At 46.8% G+C, this 17073-nt stretch carries 8 protein-coding genes and 1 pseudogene; 3 read left to right on the forward strand and 6 right to left on the reverse strand.

Annotated features, from left to right (window positions below):
• The first annotated feature begins 719 nt into the window (after positions 1–719).
• Both D0A37_RS01365 and D0A37_RS01370 read left to right on the forward strand, forming a co-directional pair.
• Positions 720–1385 (forward strand): hypothetical protein, encoded by a 666-nt coding sequence (locus tag D0A37_RS01365; RefSeq protein ID WP_242716793.1) that lies wholly within the window; start codon positions 720–722, stop codon positions 1383–1385.
• Between the two features lie 112 nt (positions 1386–1497).
• The gene (locus tag D0A37_RS01370) at positions 1498–1863 is read left to right on the forward strand and encodes a hypothetical protein (RefSeq protein WP_242716792.1); all 366 of its coding nucleotides are present in this window, start codon (positions 1498–1500) and stop codon (positions 1861–1863) included.
• A gap of 308 nt (positions 1864–2171) precedes the next feature.
• On the opposite strand, the pseudogene D0A37_RS01375 reads toward D0A37_RS01370, so the two are convergent.
• From D0A37_RS01375 to D0A37_RS01390, 4 genes and pseudogenes are all read right to left on the reverse strand, one after another.
• A pseudogene (locus D0A37_RS01375) lies at positions 2172–3127 on the reverse strand (IS630 family transposase).
• A 520-nt stretch (positions 3128–3647) separates the two neighbouring features.
• Positions 3648–5630 (reverse strand): calcium-binding protein, encoded by a 1983-nt coding sequence (locus tag D0A37_RS01380; RefSeq protein WP_242720279.1) that lies wholly within the window; start codon positions 5628–5630, stop codon positions 3648–3650.
• A complete protein-coding gene (locus D0A37_RS01385; protein WP_242720281.1) occupies positions 5566–11286 on the reverse strand; it encodes a DUF4347 domain-containing protein in 5721 nt (1906 codons plus the stop codon). Before D0A37_RS01385 ends, D0A37_RS01380 begins: the two co-directional genes overlap by 65 nt.
• A 772-nt stretch (positions 11287–12058) precedes the next feature.
• Positions 12059–14155 (reverse strand): prolyl oligopeptidase family serine peptidase, encoded by a 2097-nt coding sequence (locus D0A37_RS01390; protein WP_242720283.1) that lies wholly within the window; start codon positions 14153–14155, stop codon positions 12059–12061.
• Between the two features lie 254 nt (positions 14156–14409).
• On the opposite strand from D0A37_RS01390, the gene D0A37_RS01395 reads away from it, so the two are divergent.
• A complete protein-coding gene (locus D0A37_RS01395; RefSeq protein ID WP_242720285.1) occupies positions 14410–15534 on the forward strand; it encodes a flagellar assembly protein H in 1125 nt (374 codons plus the stop codon).
• Between the two features lie 101 nt (positions 15535–15635).
• Here the strand turns inward: D0A37_RS01395 and recR are convergent, their stop codons facing one another.
• Both recR and D0A37_RS01405 read right to left on the reverse strand, forming a co-directional pair.
• Positions 15636–16229: a recombination mediator RecR gene (gene recR / locus D0A37_RS01400; protein ID WP_242725844.1), complete on the reverse strand. Its 594-nt coding sequence runs from the start codon at positions 16227–16229 to the stop codon at positions 15636–15638.
• A gap of 152 nt (positions 16230–16381) precedes the next feature.
• Positions 16382–16750, reverse strand: a complete 369-nt coding sequence (locus D0A37_RS01405; RefSeq protein WP_242720288.1) for a translation initiation factor — start codon at positions 16748–16750, stop codon at positions 16382–16384.
• Positions 16751–17073: the final 323 nt, after the last annotated feature.

A 17073-nucleotide genomic window follows, 5' to 3' on the forward strand; every position in this document is an offset into this window, starting at 1 on the left:
GATTTCTTGTGATATACACTCCATTTTTTCAAGTGATTTATTTAGACTCGGGTACTCCTCCGGTGTCATCTACTAAACGATTATTTTTCAATGGGAAATAGTAAATATTTCGCAAAATGTCAATTTTTGCCATCAGTTTTACCGGAGGTATACCAGCTATCCATAAGCACTTGGGCGAAAGAGATATGTTTGCTTTTGACCAAATCATCTAGCATATCGGCAACGTGTTATAGCTGGCTTTTACCGTCATCACAAGGGTAGTAAATCCGGTAAGTTATTACCCAAAATCCACCGCTTTCTTGGTTAATATATACAATTTATCAATTCTATTCCTGGTAATAGTCTGTGTTCTATTCCACTATATTGACGGCAGACAAATTCGATATTTTGATCGTATTTTTGGTCTAATACGCTCGTCATCAAAAACTAGGGATGCCTCAGCATATTCTTTGAGCTCTCCTTTCAGGTTGTGCCACAATAGGTTGGGTGTTAATTTTGATTTTTTTAAGTAACGGTTGATAGTATGATGGCTAAATTATTCTAAATGTTCGGCTAAATTGGTTAAAGTGTAGTAGGTTTGACTGGTCAGTAAATATTGGCAAGAATATCTGGGGGGGTGACGACCCGCCCCAAACCCATATTTAGTAAGGATTGAGCCAACTTGTGGTAAAAAAAGATAGGCAGCAGAGTTGTTACACGCTTGCCTATCCAAAAAAATAATGATACCAAGATTCTACCAGACTCATTTACAAAAACACCTGACGCCATCTCAGTTTTTGGTGATGACAATTTTGCTATCCTTGATGCAATCAGAAAAACAAGTGAGATTAGAGCGGCTCTCCCGAGTATTTCCCTGTCTAATTACAGCCGAAAGTCGGCGACGTAAATTACAAAGATTTTTAGATTTACAGAACTTAACAATCGAATTAATTTGGTTCCCATTAATTACTTATTGGTTGACCACTTATTGCCGTGTTGGTACTCGCTTATCAATCGCAATTGATCGCAGTCAATGGGGCTGTATTAATCTGTTCATGGTTAGCTTAATCTGGGAGCGAAGAGCAATTCCATTGTACTGGTCATTGTTGCCGAAATTGGGCAGCAGCAACTTCGAGGAACAAACTACAAATCTACAGCAAGTTTTACCATTGTTTTCAGAATATAAAGTCATCGTTTTAGGAGATCGTGAATTTTGTTCGGTCGATTTAGGAAACTGGCTGAAGGAAAAGGGTGTGTCTTTTTGCTTAAGAATAAAGAGGAATCATTGTATCGAAATAGAACATTTAGTTTGGCAGCGGTTAGATGAATTAGGAATAGTAGCAGGAACCTCTTTATATTTTCAAGGTAAAAGAGTTAGGAAAACACGGGCGTCCCACTGGATTTGATGTTGCTTGTAAGTGGAAAAGAAACTATGGAGCCTGGAAGGTTGATGAAGCATGGTTTATTCTCACAGATTTAGGTTCATTATCGGCAGCTATCGATGCTTACAAGCAACGGATGGGCATTGAAGAAATGTTTAGAGATTGTAAAACAGGAGGCTACGATCTGGAAGGAACTAGCTTAAAAGAAAATCGACTTATTAACATAATTCTGCTCATGACACTCGCCTACAGTTCGGCAATATTTGAAGGCACATCTCTTCGGAAAAAGCAGGTAGAAAAATATGTATGTCGGCGTCAAGAACCTAAAAAAAGATATCGAAGACGGAGTACATTTGGTGTTGGCTTAGATGGAGAAAAGTGGGTTAATTATCTCGAACAATATTCTGATGTGGTGGAACAGTTAATAAAGTTAACTCCAAATAAACGTCGCTTTTATCAACAAGGTATGCGGGCTGCAACCCTGATGGGGTCTATCTCCTAGGCCTCTTTGTCACCCCCCCCAGCAAGAATATACATAGCTAAATAACATTTAGACCAGGGTTCAGATGTGGAACAAGTATTTTAGCAGGAATCGCCTTCTAACGAGTCAATTGTGCAATACGATCAGCCTTTTCGTCAGCCTTTCATGCTGCGGAGCTCGCTCAATGTTAACTTGTGCTTGTACGATCGCACCTCTCTATCCATCCCGAACAAATTTTGAGTAACAGATCAATTAGTAGCGATTGCACAAGCACAGGCAAGCTACATATAGCGTGCCTGCGTAAGTCCTTTAGTTATCTATAGCCTTTCTCAAAAAGATGAGGTACAATAACAGCAGTGTGTAAACCAGTTAAAAATATTTGACGATGTAACTTGTCCGAACGCAAAATCTATGGCTTTTCCTAATTCTTGATAATTAGTAGTCTTGATAGAACGGAGAATGATTTTAAGTTTTGACCACAGATTTTCAATTGGTGAAAAATCTGGTGAATAAGGTGATAAGTATATTAATTTTGCCCCTGTTTTTTCGATCGCTTTTTTCACTTCTTCTCCCAAGTGAATGGGACAATTATCCATCACTACACAAGCACCTTTCCAGAGTTTTGGCACAAGTTTTCTGATAATAAAAGCTTCAAATGTAATTGCATCAGTTCCGCCTCTTAGATTAACCGATGTCAAAATCTCATTGACTGACATTGCTCCAATTATTGAGACATTTTTGCCACGTTTAGTTGGTTTTGACCCCTTGGCTCTTTCACCTTTTTGCATACCTAGCATATAACCTAACCATTGCCAAATTAACTCCCGATTCGTCAATGAATATTAAGTCTTTCAAACTAATCTCTTTAATTGTTTTCCAGAACTCACATCGCAGGATTTGAACTCGCTCTGTCCCTTTCCCTGAAGGGAAGAGAGTTTTTTTTGACAGTAATGTCTAAGAGTTTTATCATTCTTCCTATTGTTGCTCTACTAACAGAAAATCCAATTCTCCCATAAAGTAAATAACGGAGTTCTTCAAGAGTTGCATCATTATTTCCTTCAATCAATTCCGCCAAGATGAGTAGTTGCTCCGCATTCAGTTTGCCTTTGACTCCACATCGGTCAGTTCTCGGAGTAATGTTTTTTGTTTCACGATATTGTTTAAGCAATTTTTGTACAAAACTCAGGGCTACAGAAAAACGCTTAGCTATTGCTTTTTGTGAAATGGGTTCAGTATGATAAGTATCAAGGATTTTTTGCCTAAAATCAATCGAATAAGCTTTCATTTTTAACAATGTATGAAGTTTGGTACAAGTAAACGTGTTGTGAGTCAAGCATCGTGTGCTTTCAAAAAAATGCTATTATGTGTGGTATCCCTTTCGCGTGGCTTTACTCAACCATGTAATTATAGTTCATTTGATCTTATCTTCTCTGTTTGACCCTCACGAGTGAGTGTCAGTAACATCATACCTCATCTTTCTGAGAAAGGCTATAGGAGATTAGTTTCCTATTAAGTCCGATCGCACAACCCCAATAAAATTGGTTTGTAGTAAAAACTTGAACTACCAGCCCTTGTGTACCTTGGGTCACCTGAAAACCGCGATACAAAGTTATACCAAATCCGGTTTCTATACGCCTTTATTCTTTAGTCTCTTAGAGAGGGACGAAAGACAAGTGTAAGAGCGATGTCAAGGGCCGAGTGCTACAAAGTTTCTAACCCGGATTGAGTAGGGTGAGGAACGCCACAGAAGTTCTGATCTGCTGCGGCGTTTTGTTCGTCAGAACAGGAGACTTTCGCCGCCAATTCTAGAGCTCAGAGAGATTTGGTAGGAAATCCGAGGAGCCGATCGCCCCGTTAACCCCAACCAGATTCGCTAAAACGCGATCCGTTCCTGCTACTCGCAGCAACGTACCGTTGGGAGTGGCGCTAAATTGCAACTGCTGGAAACTCACCCCACCGCTCAAAACAAACTTATCGACGCCTACCTCGAAGTTAATCACAGTATCAGTGCCGCCCTCACCATTCAACACAAATCGATCGCTACCAATACCTCCAATTAAAGTATCGTCGCCCAAGTCGCCAAACAACCAATCGTCTCCAGCGCCGCCATTGAGCAGGTCGTTATCTTTACCCCCAATCAGGGTATCGCTGCCAGCATCTCCGTTGATAGTATCTTGGCCTTCGTTGCCGTAAAGCAAGTCATCGCCATCACCGCCGTTGATGCAGTCTTGCTGGTCGTTTGCGCCCACCGAGACACCCCGGTTATCAGCACGATCGCCATAGATGGTATCGTTGCCCTCGCCACCGCAGAGTTCATCGCTGCCGTCACCGCCGTAAATCAAGTCGTCGCCCTGATCTCCGTGTATGAGGTCGTTAGCTTTACCACCGTAAATCAAGTCGTTGTCTTGACCACCACTGATAGTATCGTCACCCTCATCGCCGAACAGCACATCAGCACCGATGCCGCCAAAGAGCAAGTCCTGACCGCCAACATCATTAGCTCGACTTCGAGCACCGCCGTACATGGTGTCGTCGCCGCTGTCGCCAACAAGGGTATCAGAGCCGAGTTCGCCCCAAATCAGGTCATTATCTTTGCCACCCCAAACACAATCATTGCCTTTACCTGCTTGCACGGTATCATTACCGTGCCCGCCGCCGATGATGTCGTTGCCGCTGTCGGCAAAGATTAAGTCTTGTTCGCCGAGATCCCCAATGGACTGGGAACTGCCACTGTCGCCGAGCAGAGTATCGGCTCCTTGGCCGCCGTAGAGGGTATCGGAGCCTAATTGACCGTAGATGATGTCATTGCCTTTACCTCCGTAAGCGCGATCGTTATCTTTGCCTGCAACCAGCGTATCGTTGCCTTGTTGGCCGTTGAGGAAGTCGTTACCGAAGCCTCCGTACAGCAAGTCGCGTCCCTGGGAGTCGCTGGCCCTTTGGTCGGCGATGCCCCCAAACAAGCTGTCGGAGCCGAGGCCACCAAACAATGTATCGGAGCCGAGTTCGCCCCAAATCAGGTCATTTTCTTTACCTCCAAGGGCAATATCGTCACCTTTGCCGGTATGGATGGTATCGTCGCCCTCGTTGCCGTTAATGAGGTCTGCACCCTCGCCTCCAAAAATCAAATCGCGAGCATCGTCAGGGTTCTGGGAGTTGTTCTGCCCGGTGTCTCCGAGAATCGTATCCGCACCTCGATCTCCAAACAGGGTGTCAGAGCCTAAGTCGCCGGCAATCCAGTCATTCTGTTTGCCTGCAAATACGATATCGTTGCCCTCGTCTCCGTAAACAATATCGGTGTCAATGCCCCCAAAAATCGTGTCATTGTCTTCGTTGCCGTAAATTTCGTCCGCGCCGTCTTCACCTAAAAGCAGGTCGTTGCCTTCAAAACCGACAATTTTTTGGTTGCCTTTGGTGTCTACGATGAAGTCATCGCCGTCGGTTCCTTTGGTGGTTTGTCCCTCTGAAAATTGTGAAATAGGCCGGACAAATCCAACTGCGGGTGGTTGCTGCGGGGGCGCAAAGTTAATTCCCGGTTTTTCAATAATGGGCTGACACAAACAGTCCGTATCTGGTTCTCCGAGCGGATTTGAGATGATCGGCGAGGCCGGCGTTGGTGTGGGAGTTGGCGCAACCGGCCGCAAGATAGCGACAACAGTAGCGGGTGCGGGACTGGTGGCGCCGCTGTTGTCTGTGGCGCTGTAGGTGAAATTGGCTCCTGTAAAGTTACCTGTCGTAAAGAAAAATAGTTGCTGCAACTGTTGAGGAGTCAGGGCTTGGCCTGGTGTCACTGGTACACCACCGTTGGCTGGATCTCCTAAAAACAGGAGTGCTTGGTCTGGTGAGGGCAGGGTGTTGATGGTGTAAGAGACGATCGACCCGTCGGGGTCGCTGCCTCCCAATCCCGTGACTAACTGGCTGCTGTTGGGCCCTAGGCTGGAGTTGGCATTGTTGGCAATTGGTGGTTGGTTGGGAGTTGAAAGTATGGCAGCCACAGTAGCGGCTGCGGGACTGGAGGCACCGCTGTTGTCTGTGGCGCTGTAGGTGAAATTGGCTCCTGTAAAGTTGCCTGTGGTGAAGAAAAATAGTTGCTGCAACTGTTCTGGCGTCAGAACTTGACCTGCTGTCACTGGTACGCCGCCGTTGGCTGGATCTCCTAAAAACAGGACGGCTTGGTCTGCTGGGGGCAGGGTGTTGATGGTGTAGGATGCGATCGACCCGTCGGGGTCGCTGCCTCCCAATCCTGTGACTAACTGGCTGCTGTTGGGCCCTAGGCTGGAGTTGGCATTGTTGGCAACTGGTGGTTGGTTGGGAGTTGGTGTGGGAGTGGGAGTTGTGGGAGTTGGTGTGGGAGTTGGTGTTGTGGGAGTTGGTGTGGGGAGTTGGTGTTAGCACTATCAGTCCATTCACAGTAGCGGTAGCGGGTGAACTGATAGCCCCGCTGTTGTCTGTGGCGCTGTAGATGAAATTGGTTCCTGTAAAGTTGCCTGTGGTGAAGAAAAATAGTTGCTGTAACTGTTCTGGAGTCAGGACTTGGCCTGGTGTCACCGCTTGGCCGCCGTTGGCTGGATCTCCTAAAAACAGGACTGCTTGGTCTGCTGGGGGCAGGGTGTTGATGGTGTAGGATGCGATCGACCCGTCGGGGTCGCTGCCTCCCAATCCTGTGACTAACTGGCTGCTGTTGGGCTCTAGGCTGGAGTTGGCATTGTTAGCCAATGGCGGTTGGTTGTCAGTTGGAGTTGGCGTTGGTGCGGGAGTTGGCGCAACCGGTCGCAAGATAGCCGCCACAGTAGCGGCTGCGGGACTGGTGGCGCCGCTGTTGTCTGTGGCGCTGTAGGTGAAATTGGCTCCTGTAAAGTTGCCTGTGGTGAAGAAAAATAGTTGCTGTAACTGTTCTGGAGTCAGGACTTGGGCTGGTGTCACTGGTACACCACCGTTGGCTGGATCTCCTAAAAACAGGACGGCTTGGTCTGGTGAGGGCAGAGTGTTGATGGTGTAAGAGACGATCGACCCGTCGGGGTCGCTGCCTCCCAATCCTGTGACTAACTGGCTGCTATTGGGCTCTAGGCTGGAGTTGGCATTGTTGGCAACTGGTGGTTGGTTGGGAGTTGAAAGTGTGGCCGCGACAGTAGCGACAGCGGGACTGGTGGCGCCGCTGTTGTCTGTGGCGCTGTAGGTAAAATTCGCTCCTGTAAAGTTGCCTGTGGTGAAGAAAAATAGTTGCTGCAACTGTTCTGGAGTCAGGACTTGACCTGGTGTCACTGGTACACCACCGTTGGCTGGATCTCCTAAAAACAGGACTGCTTGGTCTGCTGGGGGCAGGGTGTTGATGGTGTAAGAGGCGATCGACCCGTCGGGGTCGCTGCCTCCCAATCCCGTGACTAACTGGCTGCTGTTGGGCCCTAGGCTGGAGTTTGCATTGTTGGCTAATGGCGGTTGGTTGGGAGTTGGTGTGGGAGTTGGACTTGTGGGAGTTGGTGTGGGAGTTGGACTTGTGGGAGTTGGTGTGGGAGTTGGACTTGTGGGTGTTGGAGTTGGAGTTGGACTTGTGGGTGTTGGAGTTGGAGTTGGACTTGTGGGTGTTGGAGTTGGAGTTGGACTTGTGGGTGTTGGAGTTGGAGTTGGACTTGTGGGTGTGGGAGTTGGAGTTGGACTTGTGGGTGTTGGAGTGGGAGTTGGGCTTGTGGGAGTTGGTGTGGGAGTTGGACTTGTGGGTATGGGAGTGGGAGTTGGACTTGTGGGTGTGGGAGTGGGAGTTGGACTTGTGGGTGTTGGAGTTGGAGTTGGACTTGTGGGTGTTGGTGTGGGAGTTGGACTTGTGGGAGTTGGTGTGGGAGTTGGTGCTATCAGTCCAGCCACTGTAGCGGTAGCGGGTGGACTGATAGCACCACTGTTGTCTGTAGCGCTGTAGGTGAAATTGGCTCCTGTAAAGTTACCTGTCGTGAAGAAAAATAGTTGCTGTAACTGTTCTGGCGTCAGGACTTGGCCTGGTGTCACTGGTACGCCACCGTTGGCTGGATCTCCTAAAAACAGGACGGCTTGGTCTGCTGGGGGCAAGGTGTTGATGGTGTAGGATGCGATCGACCCGTCGGGGTCGCTGCCTCCCAATCCCGTGACTAACTGGCTGCTGTTGGGTGCCAGGATAGAGTTCGCATTGTTGGCAACGGGCGGTTGGTTGGGAGGTGGTGTCAGAGTTGTGGTGACTGTAGATTCGTTGTTGCCGGGAGTCGGGTCAGCGGTAGTTGAGGTACTTCTGGCGGTGTTGCTGACGCTGCCGGATGCAGGTGCGATGAAGCTGACTGTGTTGGTGACGGCGACACCGCTGGCTAAGCTGGCAACTGGCGCGAAGCTGACAATACCTGTAACCGGATCGTAGACACCGCCGTTGACTCCTGTTAAGCCGGGAACGATGGTGTCGGTAACGGTGACGTTTTCGGCTGTGCTTGGGCCGTTGTTGACTGTGGAAATTGTGTAAGTAACTGCTTCACCTGTTGTGGCTGCCGTAGTCCCGGTTTTGGTGGTAACAACGTCGGCACTAGGTGTCAGAGGTGTGGTGACTGTAGCTTCGTTGTTCCCCGGAGTGGGGTCAGCGGTAGTTGAGCTGCTTCTGGCGGTGTTGCTGACGCTGCCGGATGGGGGTGCGATGAAGCTGACTGTGTTGGTGACGCTGCCTGTGTTGGTTAAGCTGACAGCCTCGAAGGTGACAATACCTGTAGCGGCATCGTAGACACCGCCGTTGGAGGGGATTACTCCTGTTAAGCCTGGAAGGATGGTGTCGGTAACGGTGACGTTTTCGGCTGTGCTTGGGCCGTTATTGACTGTGGAAATTGTGTAAGTAACTGCTTCACCAGGTGCTGCTGCCGTAGTCCCGGTTTTGGTGGTAACAACGTCGGCACTAGGTGTCAGAGTTGTGGTGACTGTAGATTCGTTGTTCCCCGGAGTGGGGTCAGCGGTAGTTGAGCTGCTTCTGGCGGTGTTGCTGACGCTGCCGGATGGGGGTGCGATGAAGCTGACTGTGTTGGTGACGCTGCCTGTGTTGGTTAAGCTGACAGCCTCGAAGGTGACAATACCTGTAGCGGCATCGTAGACACCGCCGTTGGAGGGGATTACTCCTGTTAAGCCTGGAAGGATGGTGTCGGTAACGGTGACGTTTTCGGCTGTGCTTGGGCCGTTATTGACTGTGGAAATTGTGTAAGTAACTGCTTCACCAGGTGCTGCTGCCGTAGTCCCGGTTTTGGTGGTAACAACGTCGGCACTAGGTGTCAGAGTTGTGGTGACTGTAGATTCGTTGTTCCCCGGAGTGGGGTCAGCGGTAGTTGAGCTGCTTCTGGCGGTGTTGCTGACGCTGCCGGATGGGGGTGCGATGAAGCTGACTGTGTTGGTGACGCTGCCTGTGTTGGTTAAGCTGACAGCCTCGAAGGTGACAATACCTGTAGCGGCATCGTAGACACCGCCGTTGGAGGGGATTACTCCTGTTAAGCCTGGAAGGATGGTGTCGGTAACGGTGACGTTTTCGGCTGTGCTTGGGCCGTTGTTGACTGTGGAAATTGTGTAAGTAACTGTTTCACCTGGTGCTGCTGCCGTAGTCCCGGTTTTCGTAGTAACAACGTCGGCAAGAGCATCAACAATTGTAGTTGAGACTTGAGAAATGAGTTGGGAACTATTGTTGTTAGCTAGATCTGGGTCGAAAGTGCTGGAGCTGCTATAGGCAGTGTTAGTTAAGGTAGCGCCGGCGGTTGCGGGAACTGTGGCGGTGATGGTGCGAGTTTCACTAGCACCGTTAGCCAGAGTTGGAATAGTTGGCCAGATGACCATCCTCGTTGTGGGATTGAAAGTACCGTCGTTGTCAGTGTTGACGAAAGTTAAGCCCTCTGGGAGCGGATCTTGAATCAGGACGCTTTCGGCGTTGTCTGGCCCGTTATTTGTGGAGGTAATTGTATAGGTAATGGTGCTGTTGGGTATGGCATAGAGCGGGCCTTTTTTAACAATGGAAACGTCAGCTACGAGTGTAGGCGGATTTATACTTTCGACGATGACATTGTTAACTTCGTGAATGTTTGTGTTTCCGCCTGTCGAAGCAGCAAAGCCAAATTTAAAAGTACGTGGCACTTCTCCGTTTATAGTTGCCAAATTTGTTATGTCGATTAGTGTTTCGCCCGCATCAAATGTGCCACTACCGTCCAAGTCGAAGCCAACTGTCAGACGGTTAGGTGTTGCTGAATTCGTCGGGAATAAGGTAATTTGGACGGTTCTTTTAGCTTCAGCGCGAATGGTTGTATCTTTATTATCTATACCACCCGGAACGACAGTGCTAGTTAAAAAATTATAAGCTGTGCTTTCGCTGCCTCTAAGTCCTACTGCATCAGGTAGCGGTCCCGTGCCGCCCACACGCCCTGCAGTGGGATTGGAAAAATTGCCAAACTCGTCTAATCCGACACCTAAATAACCTCCTGAAAGACCAGTTGAAAACAGAGCAGGATCGGGATTATTATTCTGAGCATAGCCGAGAGAGCCGCCAAAGCCTCCCGCTTGTGTTGGCGTAGCTGTTCCGTCAATCAGGAAAAAACTAATGCCATCCGCACCCAGGAACTCACCCGACGGAGGAGGAACAGTACCTCTGTTATAGGCAAAGAAATCAAAGGTAATTCTCAGACCTTCAGTTGCAGAAATGGGGTTGTTGTAGATTACAAAAGCTGCTTGTCTCAATTGATTTGAGGTTAATCTCAAAGTACCTGTTCCGGGTGTATCGCCAGTCCCTAAAGCAGGAATAACGCCGCTGGGGTTTGGTGTACTACCTGCGGTTAAGCCTGGGTTAGCTGTAGAGGCGTTGCCAACTCCATATATCCAAGGCCCGATTACTGTTGAATTTTTAAATTCTTCAGCCGCTAAGGTGGCCAGGACTGATGTGTAGCCTTCTAGGACTTCTTTTTCAAAGGCTATTTCGGTATTTATTTGTCCTGTGGCAATTTCTAATTCCCAGTTGCCACCTAGTGCTGCACTACCAGTTAAATTATTGGAAGCCGCAACATTTGCTCCTGTTATGTGGCTGAGTTTTTGTATAAATTTTAGACCTGAGTCCCCGGCGCCGGTGTTGCAACTTAACAGCAGAATGCTACCTGTTTCGTTGAGAGCTTTACCCCACTGCTGCAATTGGCTGGAATAGATTTCTATATTGTGAATATTGAGTTCTGTTGAGCCAATTTCTACTGATGCTGATGCGCCGTGAGCAACTATTTGAATACTGTTGAGGCTGTGCCGCGAGGCTGCAATTTCGGCAATTTGTTCGATTCCATCCCGGGTTCTATCGAGCAGGATTACTTCTGTATCGCTTTTCACTCCCCTGAGAAACTCTTGGTAGTTTTCTACTTTTGAATCCACAATCGCTAGATTTTTTGGGGGAGCGGTCTCTTCTTTATAGCTGGCTTGTCTGAAGATTTTAGTTTCCATATTGGTATATTTCCGTGTTTGTGCGGCTGACAAATTTGACAGATTTGGGAGGGTTTTCATTTTTGGTTAATTGGGTTGCTAAATCTAAGCTACCCCTTTTCATAGATGACGATAAACTTTCAACTATAAAGTTTATAAAATTATTTTATTAGAAAATATAATGGTTACCTCTATTTGTTATTTGTGATGTTAGTCAATCATTAGACAGGATTTACTGCGCTCGCCCTGGGATGTCCTGAGGCGGCCGATCGCTGCAACTCCTAACATGAATAAGGGGTAACAGCCTTTGTGTTAGCCAATATGCTCTATTTTTGGGAAAAATGATCTCAGGTCTAACGTTAGTTATATGGTAAATTACTTACGGATTCATCAGCATAAGGGGTGTGACCCCTCAGGATAGTTTTCTGAGTCGGGTGACATCGAGGCTGGCTCAGACAACTTGAACCGTAAATATACTGAGAATATTAACTTCCTAAAAATTGGCAGATTTTGACTTGGAGGTGCGATCGCTGTTGAAAGTTGAAAGTACCGTATTTCTAGAGATTTATACTTATACTAATTTGGCGCGCATTAAACTCACAGCAATGTAATAATAGCCACTCAACGCTACAAAAGTTAATTAAAAAAACGGGGAAATTAGATATGTTAATAGCAGGATTGCGGTGACAAAAAAGAACGATCGCCCTTGAATTAAAAAAGTACGATCGCCCTTTACACCCTCTTTATATCTAAATCATGAAACTGCGTCTATCGCACCCTCTAAGGCAGCTTGCTAAGCGTCAATATCGAGTTCGCGCACTAAAAAAGCCCATTCATCAGCCAATTCTTCAATCACTTTAGCAGTAGGTTTGCCGCCCCCGTGTCCCGCTTTAGTTTCTATCCGAATTAACACGGGTTTTTCTCCGGCGTGGGTTTCTTGCAAAGCAGAAGCAAACTTGAAACTGTGGGCGGGAACCACGCGATCGTCGTGATCGGCAGTTGTAATCATGGTAGCCGGATAAGCCGTTCCCGGTTTGAGGTTGTGCAGGGGAGAATAGCCGTAAATTGTCGGAAATTCCTCGGCATTATCGGGAGAACCGTATTCCGAAGTCCAGGCCCAACCAATGGTAAACTTGTGAAAGCGCAGCATATCCATAACCCCGACTGCGGGCAATGCTGCACCGAACAATTCCGGCCGCTGAGTCATGCAAGCCCCTACTAATAAACCGCCGTTGCTGCCACCTGCGATCGCCAATTTGGCAGGTTTGGTGTATTTGTTTTCAATCAGCCATTCAGCGCCAGCTATAAAGTCGTCAAACACGTTTTGCTTGTTCAACTTTGTCCCTGCTTGGTGCCATTCTTCGCCGTACTCGCCGCCGCCCCGCAAACATGCGATCGCATAAACTCCGCCCAGATCCAGCCACACGACATTGCTAATCGAAAAACTTGGAGTTAGCGACACGCCAAAACCGCCGTATCCGTAAAGATAAGTAGGATTATTGCCATCAAGCTGCAAGCCTTTTTTGTGGGTGATAAACATCGGTACTTGCGTGCCGTCTTTGCTGGGATAAAATACTTGCTTTGTCTCGTAATCGTCGGGGTTAAAATCTACATTCGGCTGGCGGTAAATTGTGCTTTCGCCTGTCACCATGTTGTAGCGGTAAATCGTGTTTGGTGTAGTGAAACTCGTGTAAGCATAAAAAGTTTCGGTATCGTGCCGCTTGCCGTCAAATCCTCCCGCCGAACCGATTCCCGGCAAAGCTATTTCTCGCACGAAACAGCCGTCTAAGTTGAAGATTTTAATTTGGGTGTAGGCGTCTTTCAGGTAAGAAGCCACAAATTGATTGTTGAGGATGCCAATACCTTGGAGGGTTTCGGCTGCTTCGGGGATAATTTCTGTAAATTTCCCTTGACTGTCATCGCCAGCGAGGGATAAAGGAGGGGGGTTGTTGGTGTCGATCGCAATTACCCGGCCGCAGGGTGCATTCAAGTCAGTTTGAAACCAGAAGAGAGGGCCTTCATTGTTGATGAAACTGTACTCTGCCTCGAATTCGTTAATCAGTTCTACAACCGACGATTCAGGGGCAGTTAAGTCTTTATAGAAAATCAGGTTTTTTGTTTCAGTTCCCTGCCAAACTGATACAATTAGGTATTTTCCGTCTTCAGTGACGCCGCCGCTAAATCCCCATTCTTTTTGGTCTGGGCGATCGTAGATTAATACGTCTTCAGATTGGGGCGTGCCGATTTGGTGGTAAAACAGTTTTTGGTAATAGTTAACGTCTTCGTGCTTGCTTTTTTCGTTGGGTTCGTCGTAGCGACTGTAAAAAAAGCCTTTACCGTCGTGAGTCCAAGAGGCGCCTGAGAATTTCACCCACTTTAAATGATCCGATAAATCTGCGCCTGTTTCGATATCGCGGACTTTCCATTCTTGCCAATCCGAACCGGAGGTTGACAAACCGTAAGCCATATGTTTGCCGTCTTCGCTGATAGCTACGCTACCCAAAGCAACGGTTCCATCTTCTGAGAGAGTGTTGGGGTCAATTAATACTTTGGGCTCGCTGTCGAGCGATGTTAAAGTATAGAGTACGGATTGATTTTGCAGGCCGTCATTCTTGTAGTAGAAATAGCGATCGCCTTCTTTGAAAGGTATGCCGTATTTCTCGTAATCCCAAAGTTGAGTCAGGCGCTGTTTGATTTTTTCCCGCGCCGGAATTTCGTTGAGGTAGCCGAAGGTGACTGCATTTTGGGCTTCCACCCAAGCTTGGGTTTCCTCTGAGTCAGGATTTTCCAGCCACCTGTAAGGATCGGGTACTTTGACGCCGTGGTAGTCGTCTGTTTGGTCGATTTTGCGGGTTGTGGGGTAGCTTAAAGGTCGATCGAATTGGGTCATGATTTTTTACTCTCGGTAACTTTGTCCAGTTTACCCTTTCGCGGCAGTGACAGGGGAGAGTCGCTCAATTTGGGAGTTGAGATTTTATCCTAAATCGGGGTTGAATAAGTAACCCCACCTTAAAAAAAAGAAGATTCCGATCCCTAAATTATTTAAAATATTGGGTGTCTAACATAGAAGCAATCGCCAATAAATACTGTTTTAAAATGAGATATAATTGATTGAGTTTTTTCGGCATAAAGTGATTCCCAAAAATGACTAAATTTCCCCATGACCAGTTTGCCAAAGAATACCTAAGAGAGTTATTGTCACCTCTCGGAGAAGTAGAAACAAGTAAAGATGTTTCTGCTCAGGTTCGAGAAATTGATATCTGGTTTAAACCAACTTCTGTCTCGCCGGAATACGTAGAGAATTTAGGTTTATTAGGTCAAATGACTGCGACTGTGGCTGCGATCGAACCATTTCGCAATGCCGTCAATACAGAGGATATCTTCAGTTGTGTTGTCAAACTTTTAAATACTAGGGCAGAATTACTGCGCCGAGCTAATCGAGAAGAGCAACGTTTAGAATCCCAGCAATTACCCCGGTTGTGGATTCTGACTCCCACTGCTTCGGAGGCTTTGTTAAGCAGTTTTAATTTTATGGTTCCAGAAGAGTCAGAAGGTTGGGGGAGGGGGGTTTATTTTCTATCGGAAGTTTGGCGAGTAGGATTGATAGCTATTCACCAGCTACCGAATGTTCCAGAAACGATGTGGTTGCGAATTTTAGGTAAGGGTAAGGTACAGCAAGGGGCGATCGCGGAATTAACAAGATTGCCTGTTGATAGTCCCCTACGAGCTAGTACGCTAGAATTATTGTACAACCTGCAAGCGAATCTGCAAGTAAATTTAGCAGCTAGTGCCCCAGGAAATCAGGAAGATAAGGAGTTAGTTATGGCGCTCGTACCTCTGTTACAACAAAAAATAGATGAGGCCACACAACAAGGAAGAGAAGAAGGAAGAGAAGAAGGAAGAGAAGAAGGAAGAGAAGAAGCACAGCGCTTGATTTTGCAGAACTTTCTGCAAGTCAGATTTGGGGAGTTAGACGCTCAGACAAGTGCCTTTTTTTCTTCTGTCTCGGCTTTACCTGTTGGTGAGTTCACTATGTTGTTAGTGCAATTATCCACATTGCCAATCGCTTCTTCAGATAGACAGCAAGTACAAACTTTAATCGCCGAAAATGTCTTGAGAAAGCGCTTTGGTCAATTAGAAGTAAACACCGTCAATCTCATCCCAAATTTGCTCGCATTGTCTGCCGAAAATTTATCGCTATTGCTGTCACAACTGCCAGATTTGTCAATAGAAGAACTAATTGCTAGATTAGAAAACTCTTCACTTTGATTAAAAAAAGAGCGATTAAGCTTGAGCAAGTTCTTGTGGAAAGTAGGGGTTGGGCGTCCCGCCCGCCAGAAAACACAATTTAGATGCGGGACAACTTATAACTAATCCAACTCCCTCCTTCCTTCCAAAGCACGAGCCAATGTTACTTCATCGGCATATTCCAAATCTCCCCCCATCGGTAAACCAAAAGCTATGCGCGTCACTAGGGTAAAAGGTTTTAATAAGTGACCGATATAAAGAGTAGTAGTTTCGCCTTCCACGCTGGGACTAATAGCAATAATTACTTCCTTAATCTTTTGCTGACTGACACGCCTGACTAACGGTTGAATGTTCAATTGTTCCGGCCCAATTCCATCCATCGGCGAGATAACGCCACCAACAACGTGATATTTGCCCATGTATTCCCGCGTTTTTTCTAAAGCGATTACGTCGCGGGATTCTGACACTACACAAATGGTATGACTGTCGCGGTTGGTATTGCGGCAAATTTCGCAAACAGGGTCAGCAGATAAGTGAAAGCATACTTGACAGAAACCTACTTGCTGTTTGGCATCAATCAAAGATTTAGCTAGGGCTTGCACTTCTTCGTCGGGCCTCTTCAAAATATGTAAAGCTAAACGCTGGGCTGTTTTTGGGCCGACTCCGGGCAAGCGCTGCAATTGTTCGATTAAACGAGCTAAAGGTCGAGTGTACATTAAAAATTGGCGGTAATTGGTAATATCATTTCTGGTTGATTGGCGATCGTAGAATTTGCGCGATGTAGCGGCGGGTTTTACCAACCATCTATGTTTAAAACTAAGTATATCATAAACCCGCCCCGCCCATACACTGATGAGTATTGACTAATTTACCCTCCACTAATTTTAGCTTTGTAGCCTAACTTTGTGATAATTTCTAGCAGTTTTTGCTTGTGTTCGCCTTGAATTTCGATTTCATTTTCCTTAACTGTTCCGCCAGTACCGCATTGGGCTTTTAGCTGCTTTGTCAAAGCTGCTAATGTTTCGGGTTTTCCCTGGAATCCGCTGATGACTGTAACTGTTTTACCGCCGCGTCCTTTTCGGGATGCTTCGATTTTGAGGTTTTGTTGATTTGGGGGAATTTCTTGTATTCCTCGTTGGAGGGCCGCGGAGTTGTCAATATTGCCAAATTCGGAGTAAACAATTCGTTTTCCTGATTGGTTATTGGTATCGGAGTTTTTGGGTTTTGATGTACTCATAGTAGTTTGGTGTTTGGAGTTAGGCTGGGTAGCCGATGAGTTCGGCAGTTCGGCAGGGAATGAATTCTCTGCCTCATAGCTAAAGTCCTCTGAAGAGGACTTTAGAATGTGTTTGAGAATGGTTGATTTAGGTGAGTTTTCAGGGAATATAATCTCTGAGATTTGCGGTTGGTTGTACATAGATTGTACTTGATATTAGCAGTCAGTTTTAACTGACTTTAGCTCTCTCGACAGGGAATTCATTCCCTGGCGGGCTATCAGGGCGATCGCACATTCCCCGGTTTCAATTGAATTATATCGTTTACCGTTGTTTCTGGAGGAGT

This window comes from Microcoleus vaginatus HSN003 (genome assembly GCF_022701255.1).
Lineage (GTDB): Bacteria > Cyanobacteriota > Cyanobacteriia > Cyanobacteriales > Microcoleaceae > Microcoleus > Microcoleus vaginatus_B.

What these genes read in the sequence shown, in the direction of transcription:
- D0A37_RS01365 (WP_242716793.1), top strand. Translation starts at nt 720, where the DNA reads ATGATACCAAGATTCTACCAGACTCATTTACAAAAACACCTGACGCCA.
- D0A37_RS01370 (WP_242716792.1), top strand. Translation starts at nt 1,498, where the DNA reads ATGGGCATTGAAGAAATGTTTAGAGATTGTAAAACAGGAGGCTACGAT.
- D0A37_RS01390 (WP_242720283.1), bottom strand. Translation starts at nt 14,155, where the DNA reads ATGACCCAATTCGATCGACCTTTAAGCTACCCCACAACCCGCAAAATC.
- D0A37_RS01395 (WP_242720285.1), top strand. Translation starts at nt 14,410, where the DNA reads ATGACTAAATTTCCCCATGACCAGTTTGCCAAAGAATACCTAAGAGAG.
- D0A37_RS01385 (WP_242720281.1), bottom strand. Translation starts at nt 11,286, where the DNA reads ATGGAAACTAAAATCTTCAGACAAGCCAGCTATAAAGAAGAGACCGCT.
- recR (WP_242725844.1), bottom strand. Translation starts at nt 16,229, where the DNA reads ATGTACACTCGACCTTTAGCTCGTTTAATCGAACAATTGCAGCGCTTG.
- D0A37_RS01405 (WP_242720288.1), bottom strand. Translation starts at nt 16,750, where the DNA reads ATGAGTACATCAAAACCCAAAAACTCCGATACCAATAACCAATCAGGA.